This is a genomic window from Streptomyces sp. NPDC002911 (assembly GCF_053591835.1).
In genome coordinates, this window is record NZ_JBSFUO010000005.1 from 21567 (window position 1) to 39001 (window position 17435).

The 17435-nt window shown below is 70.6% G+C and carries 9 protein-coding genes; 6 read left to right on the plus strand and 3 right to left on the minus strand.

All coding sequences use genetic code 11. The annotated features are described in order from the left end of the window. Positions 1-307: 307 nt before the first annotated feature. The gene (gene yicI, locus ACWD04_RS10065) at positions 308-2575 is read right to left on the minus strand and encodes an alpha-xylosidase (protein ID WP_451130051.1); all 2268 of its coding nucleotides are present in this window, start codon (positions 2573-2575) and stop codon (positions 308-310) included. Further along, positions 2572-5520: a glycoside hydrolase family 3 C-terminal domain-containing protein gene (locus ACWD04_RS10070; RefSeq protein WP_451130053.1), complete on the minus strand. Its 2949-nt coding sequence runs from the start codon at positions 5518-5520 to the stop codon at positions 2572-2574. The genes yicI and ACWD04_RS10070 overlap by 4 nt, the downstream gene beginning before the upstream one ends. A 412-nt stretch (positions 5521-5932) precedes the next feature. On the opposite strand from ACWD04_RS10070, the gene ACWD04_RS10075 reads away from it, so the two are divergent. Genes ACWD04_RS10075 through ACWD04_RS10100 form a run of 6 tightly spaced genes read left to right on the plus strand, consistent with a single transcriptional unit; the run spans position 5933 to position 16080 of the window. Continuing rightward, positions 5933-7606: an extracellular solute-binding protein gene (locus ACWD04_RS10075; protein WP_451130055.1), complete on the plus strand. Its 1674-nt coding sequence runs from the start codon at positions 5933-5935 to the stop codon at positions 7604-7606. 1 nt (position 7607) lies between these two features. Beyond that, positions 7608-8624, plus strand: coding sequence for an ABC transporter permease (locus ACWD04_RS10080; protein ID WP_451130057.1), 1017 nt, complete (start codon positions 7608-7610; stop codon positions 8622-8624). Between the two features lie 5 nt (positions 8625-8629). Beyond that, on the plus strand, positions 8630-9565 hold the full coding sequence (locus tag ACWD04_RS10085; RefSeq protein WP_451130545.1) for a carbohydrate ABC transporter permease: 936 nt from the start codon (positions 8630-8632) through the stop codon (positions 9563-9565). Between the two features lie 54 nt (positions 9566-9619). After that, positions 9620-11857: a 1,4-beta-glucanase gene (locus tag ACWD04_RS10090; protein WP_451130059.1), complete on the plus strand. Its 2238-nt coding sequence runs from the start codon at positions 9620-9622 to the stop codon at positions 11855-11857. A 15-nt stretch (positions 11858-11872) separates the two neighbouring features. Next, positions 11873-13864 carry a beta-galactosidase gene (locus ACWD04_RS10095; RefSeq protein ID WP_451130061.1) on the plus strand — a complete coding sequence of 664 codons (1992 nt, stop codon included), beginning with the start codon at positions 11873-11875 and terminating at the stop codon, positions 13862-13864. Next, a complete protein-coding gene (locus ACWD04_RS10100) occupies positions 13861-16080 on the plus strand; it encodes a glycosyl hydrolase family 95 catalytic domain-containing protein (RefSeq protein ID WP_451130063.1) in 2220 nt (739 codons plus the stop codon). Before ACWD04_RS10095 ends, ACWD04_RS10100 begins: the two co-directional genes overlap by 4 nt. Before the next feature lie 219 nt (positions 16081-16299). Here the strand turns inward: ACWD04_RS10100 and ACWD04_RS10105 are convergent, their stop codons facing one another. Further along, positions 16300-17307 carry a LacI family DNA-binding transcriptional regulator gene (locus tag ACWD04_RS10105; protein ID WP_451130065.1) on the minus strand — a complete coding sequence of 336 codons (1008 nt, stop codon included), beginning with the start codon at positions 17305-17307 and terminating at the stop codon, positions 16300-16302. Positions 17308-17435: the final 128 nt, after the last annotated feature.

Consider the following 17435-nt stretch of genomic DNA (forward strand, 5'->3'; position numbering starts at 1 on the left):
CCCACCTGGTCTTCCCGCTGAAGGCCCGGCCCGGCCCGGCTGTCAGGTCCGACGTCCACCCGAACGCGGGGGTGAGCCTCGATACGGACCACGGTCGAGCGTGCGGGCCGGCTGCGGCGGCCCAGGCGCATGCCAGGGCGGCATCGCGGCCCCCGGTGTAGCGGGGGCGCGGTCCGCGGGTCGTCACGGCCTTCGCGATGCCCCGGGCGGCGGCGTCGACGATCAGGCCTGATGCAGTGCCCGAGACCGCAGAGGGCCCGGTGCGTGCACCGGGCCCCTGTGGCGCCTCCTCGTCGCGGTCGGACGGTCAGGCGACGAAGACCGTTCCCGTCCCCTCCCCCGAGGCCCCGGATTCCTCGGCGGTCACCCGGTAGGGGCGCTCCGCGCCCTGCGCCGTGACCCGTGTGCCCGCGTCGTCCCGAACGACGTGGAAGGACGCCGACGGGCTGCCGGTCAGGTCCGGCACCGTGACCGTGCGCTCGTTGGGGCCGGAGCCGAAGACCCGCAGGGTGAGGCCGTCCAGCCAGTCGCCGTCCGGGCGCTGGTCGTCGGCGCCCCACGGCAGTACGGCACCGTCCCTGACCAGCAGGGGCAGGCTGTCGAAGCCGTGCGTCTCGTGCCGCCAGGCAGGGCCGGTGACGCGCTCGCCGGTGAGCAGCGAGGTCCAGGTGCCCTCGGGAACGTAGTACTCGACCTCGCCGTCCTCCGTGAAGACCGGGGCGACCAGCAGGTCCGGCCCGAGCATGTACTGCCGGTCCAAGGTGCGGGAGGCCGGGTCGCCGGGGAACTCCGCCAGCATCGGCCGCATCATCGGGACGCCCGTCCGGTGCGCCTCGGCGGCCACCCCGTAGAGGTAGGGCATGAGCCGGTGCTTGAGGAGGGTGAACTTCCGTGCCACGTCGACGGCTTCCTCGCCGAACTCCCACGGCACCCGGTAGGAGACGTTGCCGTGGAGCCGGCTGTGCGAGGAGAGCAGGCCGAAGGCGAGCCAGCGCTTGAAGACCGCCGGGTCGGGCGTGCCCTCGAAGCCGCCGATGTCGTGGCTCCAGAAGCCGAAGCCGGACAGGCTCAGCGACAGCCCGCCGCGCAGGGACTCGGCCATGGCGGTGAAGGAGGCGAAGCAGTCTCCGCCCCAGTGCACCGGGAACTGCTGGCCGCCCGCCGTGGCGGAACGGGCGAAGAGCACCGCCTCCCCGGCACCGCGCTCCCTCTCCAGGAGTTCGAAGACGGTGCGGTTGTAGATCTGCGCGTAGTAGTTGTGCATCCGCTCCGGGTCGGAGCCGTCGTGCCAGACGACGTCCGTGGGGATGCGCTCGCCGAAGTCCGTCTTGAAGCAGTCGACGCCCTGGTCGAGCAGGGCACGCAGCTTGTCGTCGTACCAGGCACGGGCGGCCGGGTTGGTGAAGTCGACCAGCGCCATGCCCGGCTGCCACAGGTCCCACTGCCAGATGTCACCGTTGGGCCGCCGCACCAGGTAGCCGTGTTCGGCGCCCTCCGCGAACAGGGCCGACTTCTGGGCGATGTACGGATTGATCCACATGCTGATGCGCAGTCCGCGCTCCTTGAGGCGGGCCAGCATCCCCTCCGGGTCGGGGAAGACCTCGGGATCCCAGAGGAAGTCCGACCACTGGTACTCGCGCATCCAGAAGCAGTCGAAGTGGAAGACGCTCAGCGGGATACCGCGCTCGGCCATCCCGTCGACGAAGGAGGTGACGGTCTCCTCGTCGTAGGACGTACAGAAGGAGGTGGTCAGCCAGAGGCCGAACGACCAGGCCGGCGGCAGCGCGGGCCGGCCGGTCAGGGCGGTGTAGCGGGACAGGACGTCCTTCGGGGTCGGGCCGGCGACGACGTAGTACTCCAGCGACTGGTCCTCGACGCTGAACTGCACCTGCCCGACGGACTCCGATCCGACCTCGAAGGACACCTTCCCGGGGTGGTTGACGAAGACGCCGTAACCGCGTGAGGACAGATAGAACGGGATGTTCTTGTACGCCAGTTCACTGCTGGTGCCGCCGTCGGCCTGCCAGATGTCCACGCTCTGGCCGTTCTTGACGTACGGCGTGAAGCGTTCACCGAGCCCGTAGACGTTCTCGCCCACATCCAGAGCGAGTTGGGCGATCATGTGGTGGACGCCGTCGGGTGTGGTCGCGAACGCCGTGCCCTTCGGGTCCACCCCGGTGAGGCGCCGGCCGTCGCCGTCGAGGAAGGTGATGCCCCAGGGCCCGTCACCGTCCATGCGCAACGTCAGTGGTCCGCTCGTGAGTTCGGTGACCGCGCCGTCCCGGCGGGTGCGGGCCACGGCCGCCGTGGTGTCGTCCGCCAGGAGCGTGAAGTCAGGCCCTCGCCGGGCCTTGCCCGCGTGATGGGTGGCGCGCACACCTATGACACCCTCGGCCGGGGAGAAGCATTCGACCGTGATCAACGGGGTGTTGAGTGTGTCGCCACGTGCCGCGACCCGCTTGACCGCGGCGTACGCGGTGAACCGGTCGGCGTCGACCCGCAGATCACGGATCTCGGTCGCGTACGAGGCGCGGACGCCCTCACGCATCAGCCAGAAGCCGTCGGTGAACCTCATGCGGACTCCTTGCCGGAAACGACGTCGATGCGAGCGAGACGCACGGTTCCCGTGAGGCCGATGCACAGCTCGTGCACCCCACGGAGGTCGAGCGCGGTCTCGATGGCCCGGTAGTCGTACGGGCCGCCGGTGGCCGGGAACTGGGTCAGCAGGCTGTGCCCGCCGCCGCTCACGGAGATGCGCCCCTCCCCCGAGACCAGGAACGTCAGTCCGTCCACACCCTCGCCGAAGTCGCACGCCCGGTAGATGAGACGCCCCTCCTCGTCGGCGGAGGCGGGCGCGACGGCGTCACCCTCCGTCTTCGCGCGGTCGACGATCTCCGTGCCCTGCTGCCAGTCGTAGTCGGCGGCCTCGAGACCGAACGCAGCAACCGGGCGGGGGCCTTCGGCTTCGCCGTCGACGATCACCGTGGCGGTGAGCCGGATGTCGGCACTCGACGCGCCCGCGAGGATCTCGTACGTGCCGGGCTCGACGGTCCACCGGCCGTGTGCCACGCTCCAGTGGCCCAGTTCCTGGACAGGTAGGTCGAATTCGATGTGCTCCGCCGCGCCGGACGCCACGTGCACCCGCCGGTGGCCGGCCAGCTTGCGCAGCGGCAGGTCTGCGGGCCCGCCCCGGCCCATGGCGCGCCCCAGTCTGCGTCCCAGTGTCTTGTGGGCGGGCGAATCCTCTGTGAGGGGCTCCGCCACCCGCACGTAGAGCTGGGCCACCTCGTCGGCGGCGGACCCGGCGTCGTTGGTGACGGTCAGTGACACGCGGATCCGCTCGCCGTCCAGTTCCGCCCGCAGTCCGGAATAGGTGAAGTCGGCGTAGCCGAGGCCGTGGCCGAACGGAAAGAGCGGGGCGCCCCTGAAGTAGAGGTACGTCTGCCGGGAGCCGATGATGTCGTAGTCGAACAGGCCCGGCAGGTCGTCGTCGCTCGCGTACCAGGTCTGCGGAAGCCGGCCGGCCGGGGACACGTCTCCCGCGAGGACCCGGGCGAGCGCGGTGCCCGCGGCCTGGCCGCCGTGCGCCGTCCAGAGCAGGGCCGGCAGCCCGTCCGCCGCGTCGTTGACCGCGTACGGGTAGGCGGAGGTCAGGACGAGGGCCGTACGCGGGTTGGCGGCGTGCGCTGCGCGCCACAGGCGGTCCTGCTGGGCCGGGAGGGCGAGGGTCGTACGGTCCTCGGTCTCGCGGCCGTTGATGTGGGGGTCGTTGCCCACGACGACGATCACGGTGTCGGCCGCCGCGGCGGCCCGGGCCACGGCGTCGGCGCCGTGCTCGACGGTCTCCTGCTCGAAGACCGTGGCAGCGTCCCGGGAGATCCTCTCGCCGGACTCGGCAACCTTGGCGCCGTCGGCGGCGACCGACACGTACCCACCGGTCCCGATGTGCAGAAGGCGGTGCCCGCCGTCGTGCCCCTCCACCGCTTCCAGGCGGAACGTCTCCTGGACGACCCAGCCGCCCGGCTCGTCCGCGGACGCCCTGACGTATCCGTCGTCGGCGACGGACAGATACAGCCCCGCATCCGTGCGCAGGGTGAGGACGCCGTCGCCCCAGTCGACGAGCGACAGTTCGGTACCGTCCTCGCCGCAGGTCAGCGCGGGCAGATCCGTGCGGCCGGCGAGGAGGGCCGGGTCGAGGGCGCCTTCCGCGCCCCGCGCCTCTCCGTCCGTCGCCCCATCGGCGACAGGCACCCGGAGCCAGCCGTCGGAGCACTTCAGCCGGATCCGGTCAGCGCCTTCCGCGAAGATGACGTTCTCGGCGCCGTACCGCTCGCGGATTCCGTCGAGCGGCGTGGAGCGGTGCATGAGCGTGCCGCTGTACCAGTCCAGCTTGCAGGCGTCCGCGAGCAGCCCGACCACTGCGACGGTCCGGCCGCGCTTCGGCTCCAGCGGCAGCAGGCCGTCGTTCTTCAGCAGGACGACGGCCTGTTCCGCGGCCTCCAGGGCAAGCGCCCGGTGCTCCTCGGTGTCGAGGTCGTCCACCCGCGCGTACGGATCGAGCTCCGGGTCGAACTCGCCGAGTGCGAAGCGCATCGCGAGCAGCCTGCGGACCGCCGTATCGATGTCGCTCTCGTCGATGAGCCCCTTGGCGAGTGCGTCGCGGATGCGGCCGGTCATGACCGTGGAGTCCGTGCCGTGGTCGGTGAAGCTGTCGACGCCGGCCTTCAGGGCGGCGGCGGTGGCCTCCTCGTGGGTATCGAAGTAGTGCTCCGAATCGACCAGATTGGAGGGCGCGCCCGCGTCCGAGCAGACGACGAGCGGCTGGTCCGTCCAGCGCCTCAGCTGCTGCCCCAGGAGCGGGGACACGTGGTTCGGGCGTCCGTTGACCAGGTTGTAGGCCGGCATGACCCCGGCCACCGCCCCGGCCTGTACGGCGTCGCGGAAGGCCCTCAGGTCGTACTCGTGCAGGACACGCGGGCGGACCGAGGAGGAGACGGTGTCGCGGTCGGTCTCGTTGTTGTGTGCGAGCCAGTGCTTGAGCACGGGGGCGGTGCGCCAGTAGTGGGGGTCGTCGCCGCGCAGTCCACGGGTGTAGGCGACCGCGATGGCGGAGGTCAGGGCCGGGTCCTCGGAGTACCCCTCCTCGCCGCGTCCCCACAGCGGGTGGCGCAGAAGATTCACCGTCGGCGCCCAGACGTTGAGCCCGACGCGGTCGTCCTGGGCGCGCTTGGCCCGCACCTCGTCGCCGACGGCCTCGCCGATCCGGCGGACCAGGTCGTCGTTCCAGGTGGCGCCGAGACCTACGGCCTGCGGGAAGACGGTGGCCGGCCCCATCCAGGCGACCCCGTGCAGGGCCTCCTGTCCGGTCCGGAACGGGCCGAGGCCCAGCCGCTCCACCGCCGGGGCGAACTGATGCAGCATCGCGATCCGCTCGTCGAGCGTGAGCCGTCCGAGCAGATCGTCGGTGCGCCGGGAGAAGGACAGCTGCGGGTCGCGGAAGGGAAGCGGATGGTCCGTCACGTGCGGGTCCCCTTGGAGAGGTGGGAGGTTTTCAGGGCGTCGGGCAGCGAAAGGCCCATCGACGCGAGGAGAACTTCTTTCGAAGCGCTTCGATGCTCTGCGGCCGACCCCGCAGGTGTCAAGGGTGCGACGGGCCCAAAAAGACTCTTCCGGACACATCGAAGCCGCGCCACACCAGGAAACGGTTCGGGTACACGTCGGAGGAATATCGAAACGAACTCTTGTGCGGCCGGAACCCTTCACTTAATCTCGCTGCAACATCGAAGCGCTTCGACGAGGCAGCCCGTTGACCGCTTCAGCTCAGCCGGTGCTGTGCCGACCGGCTCGGCCGGTAACGCCCCTACCTCAGACACAGGGCCGAGCGGCAGTCGCCGCCGCGGGCCGTCCTGTTGCACCACGAAGGGTTGACGCAATGACGCCGAACTCCCCCTCCGCTCCCAGCCGGAGACGATTCCTCGCCTCCTCCGTGGTTGTCGCGGCAGCCGTGGGCGGCGGGATGCCGCTCCTCGCCGCCTGCGGCGGCGGTGCCGGCGGCTCGAAGAACGAGGGCACGACCACGGGCAAGAAGCTGAAGGGCCTCCTTCCCGCCTACGTGCCGTCGAAGGCGGTCACTCCGGACATCCCCAGCAAGAACGGCTCCGCGGTCGGTTTCACCACCGCGCTCCCGGCCGACCAGCTGGCCGTCTCGGTGCCGAAGAAGCTGGGCAAGGGCAGCGAGCTGAGCATCATGGCACCGCTGTGGGGCACCTCGCCGGGTGAGGGCAACCCTTACTGGACGGCCATGGACGAGGCCGTCGGCGTCAAGGTCAAGTGGCAGAACCAGGACGGCAACGTCTACGGCCAGAAGCTCGGCGCGGTGCTCGCCTCCAGCAACATCCCCGACGCGGTCGTCGTACCCGGCTGGGAGCTGAGCGGCAAGATACCGAGCGCCATCGCCAACAAGTTCGCCGACCTGGGCCCCTACCTCTCCGGAGACAAGGTCAAGGCCTACCCGAACCTCGCTGCCATCCCCACCGGCGCCTGGCAGCGTTCGATCTTCGCCGGCAAGCTCCGCGGCCTGCCCATGCCCGCGGAGGCGACCCCGAACATCACCCCCTTCTACCGCGCGGACATCTTCGAGGAGAAGGGGTGGGAGGTTCCGACCACCACGCAGGAGTTCTACGACCTCTGCAAGGAGATCAACGCCCCCAGGAGCAAGGTGTGGGCGTGCAGCGACATGACGTGGTCGGCGTTCGTCTTCTTCGGGGTGCTGCCGGAGAAGCCGTACTACTGGAAGCTCGTCGACGGCAAGCTGGTCAACCGCTACGAGACCGACGAGTACCTCGAGGCGCTGGAGTGGTCGCGCTCGCTGTACTCGGCAGGCTTCGTGCACCCGGACGCCAAGGCCGAGACGGGTGACATGCGGACCACCTTCTCGTCCGGCAACGCCCTCATGTACAACGCGGACATCTCGGACTGGTACGCCGCGACCGCGGTCCAGCGGCTGGACAAGCCCGGCTTCCGGATGGGGGCGATGGACTTCTTCGCCCATGACGGCGGCGCCCCGGTCATCTACGAGGCGGCGCCCTCCAACATCTGGTGCTTCGTCAACAAGGACGCGGACAAGAAGACGATCGAGGACATCCTCGCCCTCGCCAACTACACCGCGGCTCCGTACGGCACGAAGGAGCAGCGTCTGAGGGCGTACGGCACGGAGGGCACCCACCACACCCTCGAGGACGGCGTCCTCACCAAGACCGGGCAGGGCAACAACCAGGTGTTCGCCACGTACGAGTACGTGGCGTCCCCGGCCCCCTTCCGCGCCTACCCCGACTTCCCGGACGTCGCCAAGGGGGTCATCGAGTGGCAGCAGCGTCAGGGCGCGCACCTCAAGAAGCCCCTCTTCCACGGTATGCAGATCCAGGAGCCGACGCGCTTCACCGAGCTCAACGCGCAGTTCGAGGACGTGGAGAAGGACATCGTGCGCGGGCGCAAGAAGGTCAGCGACATGCAGCAGCAGGTCTCCGACTGGAAGACCAAGGGCGGCGACAGGCTTCGCGACTGGTACAAGAAGCTGCTCGACGAGACCGGTGAGTCGGCTTCCTGACATGTCACTGAGCACAGACGACCGGCGCGCGCAGGCGTCACGGACGCCGCCGGTCAAGACGGAGGGGGCCGGCGACCGGCCGGTCACCACGGCCATGCCCCTGCGGCACCGGCTGCGCCGGGATCGCACGCTGATATTGATGACCCTGCCGGCGATGCTGCTGTTGCTGGTCTTCGCGTACATCCCGCTGGCGGGCAACGTCGTCGCCTTCCAGGACTACGACCCGTACATCGCGGACAACGCCTTCCAGGCGATCGCGCAGAGCCCCTGGGTCGGCTTCGAGTGGTTCCAGCAGATGGTGAACGACCGGCTGTTCTGGTCGGCGCTGCGGAACACGCTGGCGATCTTCCTTCTGCAGCTGACCCTGTTCTTCCCGGTGCCGATCCTGCTCGCGCTGTTCATCAACAGCTTCGTGCGGCCCAGGGTCCGGGCGGTGGCGCAGGCGATCCTCTATCTGCCGCACTTCTTCTCCTGGGTCCTGGTCGTCACCGTGTTCCAGCAGATGTTCGGCGGCGCCGGGCTCATCGCGCAGACGCTGCGGGAGAACGGTCACGAGGGTTTCGACCTGATGACCGACCCCGGTCTGTTCAAGTTTTTGATCACCTTCGAGATGATCTGGAAGGACGCCGGCTGGGGCGTCATCGTCTTCCTCGCCGCCCTGGCGGCGGTCAGCCCGGATCTCTACGAGGCGAGCGCCATGGACGGCGCGAACCGCTGGCGCCGGATGTGGCACATCACCTTGCCCGCCCTGCGCCCCGTCGTGGCGCTGCTGCTGGTGCTCCAGGTGGGCAACGCGCTGACCGTCGGCTTCGAGCAGATCCTGCTCCAGCGCACGGCGGTCGGACCGGGCGCCTCCGAGGTGCTCGACACGTACGTCTGGAACGTCGGCATCACCAACGGCGGATTCAGCTACGCGGCGGCCGTCGGCATCGTCAAGGGAATCTTCGGTCTGCTGCTGGTCCTCGGGGCCAACAAGGTCGCCCATCTCATGGGTGAGCAGGGGGTGTACAAGAAGTGAGCAGCCTGCTCTCCGGCCTGACCGGCTTGGCCGGTGTGAAGCCGGGAACCCGTGGCCGCCTTCGTCCGGTGTGGGAGGAGGAGCCGTCGAGGACGGGCCTCGCCTCCAAGGGCGTGGTCCTGGTCCTGATCTGCCTGGCCGTTCTCTTCCCGCTCTGGGTCGTGATCGTCACCAGCCTGTCCTCGGTGAAGACCATCACGGAGGCCGGCGGGCTGGTGGTGATCCCGCGCGGCATCACGTTCGTCGCCTACCAGGAACTTCTCGGCGGCGGCCAGGTCACCCGGGCCACCGTGATCAGTATCTGTGTGACCCTCGTCGGAACGGTCTTCAGCATGGCCGTGTCCGTCATGTGCGCCTACGGGCTCTCGCGTACCGGGTCCGTGCTGCACCGGCCGCTGCTGGTGTTCATGCTCGCCACGATGTTCTTCGGCGCGGGCCTCATCCCCACCTACCTGGTGGTCCAGGGACTCGGTCTCACCGACTCCTATCTGGCGCTGATCCTGCCGAGCGCGCTGAACGTCTTCAACATCCTGGTCCTGCGTGCCTTCTTCATGAGTACGGCGCAGGAGCTCATCGAAAGCGCCCGGATCGACGGGGCCGGTGACTTCCGCATCCTGTGGCAGATCGTCATGCCGCTGTCCCGTGCGGTCATCGCCGTGATCACGCTGTTCTACGCGGTCGGTTACTGGAGCGCCTGGTTCAACGCCTCCATCTACATCAGCGACCCGGAGATGCTGCCGCTGCAGAACGTGATGAACCAGCTCGTCCTGAAGCAGGAGCGGCCCACAGGCCTGACCCAGGTCATCAACACGGGGCATCTGTCACCACTCGCCATTCAGATGGCGGTCATGGTGCTGGCGCTGATCCCGGTCGCGTTCCTGTCGCCGTTCGTCCAGAAGCACTTCAAGGAAGGCATGCTCACCGGCGCCGTCAAGGGCTGAGCCCTGCCACTGCCACGCATCCACCCGTCACTCCGCCACCGGAGGGTCCTCGTCATGCGCGCTTCGTCCGTCCCGCAGCCAGAACCTGCCCCGCATCCCCGGCGCCGCACTGTCCTGGCCGGTGCGGCGGTGATCGCGGCCTCGGCCTCCGTGCTTCCGGCGGCGGGGGCGGCCGTCGCCTCCCGGCGGCCCGCGAAGGTCCAGCCGCACCGCTGGCGCACCGCCGCGATCGGAGGGACGGGCTTCGTGACGGGAGTCCTGTTCCACCCCTCCGTACGCGGTCTTGCGTACGCCCGCACGGACATCGGCGGCGCCTACCGGTGGGACGACCGCAGGTCCCGGTGGACGGCGCTCATCGACCACATCGGCTGGGACGACTGGAACCTTCTGGGCGTCGAGGCGATGGCCGTCGACCCGGCGCATCCGGACCGGCTGTATCTGGCCCTCGGGACGTACACACAGGCGTCGGCGTCCCCGGGTGCGGTGCTCAGATCCGAGGACCGGGGCGCGACCTGGGCGCGTACGGATCTCACGGTGCGTCTCGGGGCCAACGAGGACGGCCGGGGCTGCGGTGAGCGGCTTCTGGTCGATCCGCGTGACAGCGGGGCGCTCTGGCTCGGGACGCGCCACGACGGGCTGCTGCGCTCCAGGGACCGGGGCGCCACCTGGGCCGCCGACACGTCCTTCCCTGCCACGGCGTCGGCAAGCGGGCAGGGCGTCACCCTGCTGGTGGCGGCCGGCCGGACGGTGTACGCGGGCTGGGGCGACGGCGGCACGGCGCTCTACCGTACGAACGCCTCCGGCGCCTGGGAGGCCGTCCCCGGACAGCCGTCCGCCGGAGCGTCGACGAAGGTGCCGGTCCGTGCGGCGTACGACGCGGGCAGCGGTGCGCTGTACGTGAGTTACGCGGACGGGCCGGGCCCGAACAACCAGGCCGACGGCTCGGTGCACCGTCTCGACACGGTGACGGGGACCTGGGCCGACGTGACCCCGGCCGTCCCGGGCGACGGCGACGCGTTCGGCTACGGCGGGGTGGCCGTGGACGCGACCCGCCCGGGCACGGTCGTCGTCTCCACGAACAACCGCTGGGGCCTGGTCGACACCCTGTTCCGCTCCACGGACGGCGGAGCGAGCTGGGCCTCGCTCAAGGACACGGCGGTGCTGGACGTCTCGGAGACCCCGTATCTGAAGTGGGGCGGGGAGCCCAAGTTCGGCTGGTGGATCCAGGCACTGGCCGTCGACCCGTACGACTCACGGCACATCGTCTACGGCACCGGCGCCACGATCTTCGGGACGCGCGACCTGGTGCACTGGGCGCCGGAGATCCGAGGCCTGGAGGAGTCTTCGGTACGCCAGCTGATCGCACCGCCCTCGGGGGCCCTGCTGCTCAGCGGCCTGGGGGACATCGGGGTCATGCGCCACGACTCCCTGACCTCGTCCCCGTCGCGTGGCATGGCGTCGAACCCGGTGTTCGGCACGGCGACCGGGCTCGCGCTGGCCGCCCGGAAGCCGTCGTACGTCGTACGGACCGGCTGGCCGTCGGGCTCCGACTCGGCCGGCGCGTACTCCCACGACGGCGGGGCGAGCTGGCAGCCCTTCGCCTCCCAGCCGGCTGTCGCTCCCTCGGCCCCCGGCCCGGTGGCGGTATCCGCCGACGGGGCGACGCTCCTGTGGTCGTTCATCCACTGGGACGGCACCAAGTACGCCGCGCACCGCTCCACGGACGGCGGGGCGACGTGGGCCGAGGTGGCCACGTTCCCCAAGGGCGGCACGCCTGTGGCCGACCCGCTCGATCCGGCGCGCTTCTACGGGTACGACACGGACACGGGCGCGGTCTTCGTCTCCACGGACAAGGGGGCGACCTTCACCGAAGGCGCGAAGGGGCTCCCTTCGGGTGATGTGCAGTTCCGTATCGCGGCGGCTCCCGGGCGCACCGGCGACCTGTGGCTGTCCGCCAAGGACAACGGACTGCTGCGATCGACGGACGGCGGTCGCACGTTCACGCCGGTGGCCGGCTGCCAGGCCTCACACGCCCTCGGCTTCGGCAGGGCGGCACCGGCGAAGGGCCGGGCCGGATACCCCGCGGTCTTCCAGACCGGTCGGGTCTCCGCGGCGTACGACGGCGTGGCCGTGCTGCGCTCGGACGACGCGGGCGCGAGCTGGGTCCGTATCAACGACGACTCCCACCGGTGGGGGTGGACCGGCGAGGTCATCACCGGCGACCCCCGCGTGCACGGCCGTGTCTATCTGGGCACCAACGGCCGCGGCATCCAGTACGCAGAACCCCAGTAGAGGAACGAGACCTCCATGCCGTCCCTGCACGACGCCACCCGTGGCCGCGTCCTTTTCGGAGGCGACTACAACCCCGAGCAGTGGCCCGAGGATGTGTGGGCCGATGACGTCCGGCTGATGAAGGAGGCCGGGGTCAACACCGTCACCGTCGGCGTCTTCTCCTGGGCGATGATCGAACCACGTCCGGGTGCACGGGAGTTCGGCTGGCTGGACCGGCTGCTGGACCTCGTGCACGCCCACGGCATCGGTGTCGTCCTCGCCACCCCGACCTCCTCACCGCCGCCGTGGATGGGCGCCCTCCACCCGGAGACCCTGCCACGCACCGAGGACGGCGCACTCGTCAACTACGGTTCCCGGCAGCACTTCTGCCCGAGTTCACCGGTGTACCGACGCTACGCCGCGGCCCTCACCGAGGACCTCGCGGCGCGATACGCCGACCATCCGGCGCTCACGGTGTGGCACATCAACAACGAGTACTGCACGCACTGCTTCTGCGACGAGACCGGCGCCCACTTCCGCCGCTGGCTGGCCACCCGCTACACCACCCTGGGCGCGCTGAACGAGGCCTGGGGTACGGCGTTCTGGAGCCAGCGCTACGACACCTGGGCGGAGATCCTGCCGCCGCGCCGGGCGCAGTACATGCGGAATCCGGCGCAGGAGCTGGACTTCAAACGCTTCACCTCCGACGCCCTGATGGAGTGTTATGCGGCCGAGCGGGACATCGTCGCCCGGCACACCCCGCACATCCCGGTGACGACCAACTTCATGCCGCTGTGGTCGGGCCAGGACGCCTGGGCGTGGGCGGAGCAGGAGGACATCGTCTCCGTCGACGTCTACCCGGACCCGAAGGATCCGCGGGGCGGCCAGTACAACGCGATGCTCGCCGACATGACCCGCTCGCAGGCCCGTGGCCCGTGGATGGTGATGGAACAGGCGGCCGGGGCGGTCAACTGGCGCGGCGTCAACCACCCCAGGCCCGCCGGCCTCAACCGGCTCTGGTCGCTGCAGTCGGTCGCCAGGGGCGCGGACGCCCTCTGCTACTTCCAGTGGCGGCAGTCCCGGCAGGGGGCGGAGAAGTTCCACTCCGGGATGCTGAGCCACGCCGGTGAGCACGGCCGAACGTTCCAGGAGGTCAAGCGCATCGGCGCCGAACTCGCGTCGATCGGGGCCGCGGTGAGCGGCACCGGGGTGTCCGCCGAGGTCGCCGTGCTGCACGACTGGGACGCCTGGTGGTCGAGCGCCCAGGAGGGCCGGCCCTCCTCCCTCGTCTCGTACACGGAACTCGTCCAGGCGTGGCACCGAGGGCTGTGGGAGAGCGGGATCGCCACCGACTTCGCCCGCCCCGACGCCGACTTGAGCGACTACCGCATGGTGCTCGTGCCCCAGCTCCAGCTCCTCGGCGACGCGGCGACCGACAACCTCCTCGCGTACGTGCGGAGCGGGGGCACCCTCGTGTGCGGGTTCTTCACCGGCATCGCGGACGTGGACGACCGGATCAGGCCGGGTGGCATGGACAGTCGGCTGCGTGAGCTGTTCGGAATCCGTACGGTGCACGAGTGGTGGCCCCTGGACGCGGACGCGACGGTGGAGTGCGACGGTTTCCGCGGCACCCTGTGGTCGGAGGAGCTGGAACCCGACGGCAGCGCGGAGACGGTGGCCGCCTACCGCGACGGGGAGCTGGACGGCCTTCCGGCGGTGCTCCGCAAGGGCACCGCTTGGTACGTCTCGACGCTGCCCGAGCCCGAGGCGCTGCGCGGTCTGCTCGGCCGGGTGGCCGCCGGAGCCGGCGTGCACCCCGTGCTGGAGCGGCTGCCCGCCGAGGTCGAGGCGGTGCGGCGCGGCGAACTGCTCTTCCTGCTGAACCACGGCCGTTCCCCGGCCCGGGTGGAACTGCCGGGCCCGCACCTCGACCTGCTCACGGGCGCCGAGTCCGACGGCGGCGTGGAGCTGGAACGCTACGGCGTGGCCGTGCTCACAGACGCCTCACGCGGAGACGCCTCCGCATGATCGACGGCACGTGGGAGCCCTGCCCCGCCACCCGCTGGGAGGACGCGTTCCTCAGCGGCAACGGCCGCCACGGGGCGATGGTGTACGGCGATCCGGCGGACGACCGGGTGATCGTCAACCACCACACCCTGGTTCGGCCCAACGGCAGCGAGGGCCTCCGGCCACCGGAGCTCGCCGACCGGCTCGGCCGGCTCCAGGACGCGCTCCTGTCAGGCGACACGACGGCGGCCGAGGACTTCGGCGCCGGGCGTCCGCTGGTCTGGGTACAGCCGTTCCACCCGGCGTTCCGGTCCCGTGTGCACCGCGACCGTGGGCCGCACGAGGCCGTCGCCGGGTACAGGCGCGAGGTCGACTTCACGACGGGCGAGGTGACCGCGTCGTACGAGGCGTGGCGCAGCAGCGTCTTCGTGTCGCGGGCCGACGACGTGATCGTGCAGCAGGTCACCGATCTCGGGCTGACCGCCGACGTGGTGCTGGATCCCTGCCTGCCCGGAGCCCCCGCGCAGCTGGCGATCGGCCGCTCGACGGTGCTGACCCCGGAGGGCGCGCACCTGGCCCTACGGGTGGGCTACCCGGGCAGCGGACTCGGCTACACCGGTGTCACCGTGGCGCGGGTGGACGGCGGCACGGTGTCCGTGGCCGGCGAGGGCATCCGGATCGAGGGGGCCCGGAGCCTCACTCTCACGACCCGGGTCGTCCGCGGGGCGGGCCGCCCGGACCTCGGAGAGCTGTGGGCCGCTCTGCCGTGCGAGGGCTACACCACGATGCTGGCCCGCCACCTGCCGCTGCACCGGACCGCGTACGGGCGCGCCTCGTTCGAGCTGCGGGACGCTGCGCCCGAGCGGGAGCTGTCCGGGAGCGAGCTGCTCCGTGCCCCGAAGTCTCCCGCGCTGCTGGAGCGGCTCTTCGCGGCCGGCCGCTACCACCTGCTCTCCTCGTCGGGGCTGCTGCCGCCCCGGCTGACCGGTCTGTGGACCGGCGACTGGGACACCGCCTGGTCGGGGGCCTTCACCACGAACGCCAATCTCAACCTGCAGATCGCCTCCGCCGCGGCGGCCGCCCTCCCGGAGGTCACCCATGCCCATGCCGCGCTGGTGCAGGGCCAGTTGACCGACTGGCGGGACAACGCAAGGGCGCTCTTCGGGACCCGGGGCGTCGTCGCACCGTCCCACACCGACGGCGAGTCCGGCCACACCCGCCATTTCCAGCGCGCCTATCCGCTGCATCTGTGGACCGCCGGGGCGGACTGGCTGCTGCAGCCGCTGCTGGAGCACGCCGAGGTCACGACGGGGTCCCCGGACACCGCCCTGACCAGTGCTCTTGTCGAAGTGGCGCTCTTCTACGAGGACTTCCTCAGCCGCGAGGACCCGGACGGAAACCTGGCGGTCGTCCCCTCCTACTCCCCGGAGAACCGGCCGGCCAATGCGAGCTGGGGCACGGTGAACGCCACGATGGACGTCGCCGCGGCCCACCACGCCCTGACGACGGCCGCCGAGCACGCCCCCGGGCACCCGTCGGCCGGCCTCTGGCGGACACGCGCCGCCCGGCTCCCGGCGTATCTGGTGAACGAGGACGGGGCGCTCGCCGAGTGGGCGTGGCCCGGCCTGCGGGAGACCTACGACCACCGTCATCTGAGCCACCTCTACCCGGTATGGCCCCTGGACGAGATCAATCCGTACGACACCCCGGGGCTGGCCACGGCCGCGCACCGCGCGCTGGAACTGCGCGGCTCGGAGAACGACTCCGCCCACGGGCATCTGCACCACGCCCTGATCGCCGCCCGGCTGCGGGACCCGTCCCGGGTGGCTGCGGCGCTGGACGCGGTGCTGGGCGGCGACTTCTTCCACGATTCGCTGATGAGCGCGCACTACCCGTCCCGGAACGTCTACAACGCGGACGCCGCCCACACCTTGCCTGCCGCCGTGATCGAGTCGCTCGTCCAGTCGGCACCCGGCCGCCTGGTGCTGCTGCCGGCCGTCCCTGCGGCCTGTCCGGCGGGTGAACTCCGTGGCGTAAGGACCCGGTTCGGCGCACACCTGGACCTGCGGTGGTCGGAGGACGGCGCCACAGCCGTGCTGCGTCCCACGCGCGACGCCCGCGTCGATCTGCGTACGGGTGACGGGCTCGCCCTCACCGAGACCTCCGCCGGGCACCCCCCGGGTCCGCTGGAGCTGACGGCCGGCGTGGACCGCGTCCTCACCCTGGGGCCGCGGTAACACTCCTCCGTCCCCAACGGCCAACCGTGGCCGCACCGTGGCTTCGCGGCGGCACCGGCCCACGCAACGATCTGGACCTCGTCCGAGCAGTGGGACAACTGCACGAGCGGGCACCCAGACCATCCGGGCCGACTCCCGAGCAACCGGGGCGCCCCGCCGAACCCGCGGCAGTGCGCCGCGACACACTCCACCCGAACGAGTAGGCACGCCCTTCGCCTGTCAGGCCGGAGCCGGGCCCGTGCTCGCACGTTCCGTCAGGACGGGCTTGATCAGTTCCACTTCGTCCGTGCCCCGGCCGACGAGTTTCGCAACCACCTGTTCCACCGCGCGGCGCCCCATCTCCTGTGCCGGAATGGCGACGGAGGTGAGTCGCACCGAGGCCTGTGTGGCCACCTGTTCGGGGCAGACGGCCACGACGGACACGTCCTCAGGCACGGCGCGCCCCTGCTGTTGGAGCAGGTTGAGCAGCGGCTCGACGGCGGCCTCGTTCTGGACGATGAACCCGGTCGTTCCCGGCCGCTCGTCGAAGACACGGCCCAGGGTGCCGGCCATCGCGGCGTACCCGCCCTCGCAGGGGCGGTGCAAAATCCGTACCCCGGTCTCCCGCGCCCTGGCCCGTATGCCGTCCACGGTCCGTTCGGCGAAGCCCGTGTGCCGTTCGTAGACTGCGGCCGCCTCGCCTATCACCGCCACCTCGCGATGGCCGAGGCCGGCGAGGTGGTCCACGCACAACGCCCCCGTGGCCTCGAAGTCGAGATCCACGCAGGTGAGCCCCGAGGTATCGGCGGGCAGGCCGATGAGGACGGCGGTCCGCCCGGAGTCGCGGAGCAACGGCAGCCGCTCGTCATGCAGTTCGACATCCATCAGGATCATGGCGTCCGCCAGCGAGCTACCCGCGATCCGGCGGACGGCGGCCGGGCCCTCCTCACCGGTGAGCAGCAGCACGTCGTATCCGTGGATCCGGGCGCTCGTGGCGACGGCGATGGCGATCTCCATCATCACCGGTACATACATGTCCGTGCGCAGCGGCACCATCAGCGCGATGATGTTGGACCTGCTGCTGGCGAGGGCACGCGCACCGGCATTGGGGTGGTAGCCCAGCTGCTGGATACTGTGCTCCACCCGTTCCCGGGTGGAGGCCGAGATCGACCGCTTACCGCTGAGGACGTAGCTCACCGTGCTCGCGGAAACTCCGGCGTGCTGGGCGACCTCGGCAAGCGTGACCATTCGGCTTCTCCCCTACAGATGGTGACCGCAAGGGAGAGCGGGTGAAGCGCTTCAACAGCGCCTTGCTGTGCTCCCCTTCGCACTCTGACATGCACAGACACTGGAGCCTAGACTCGGACACAGACACT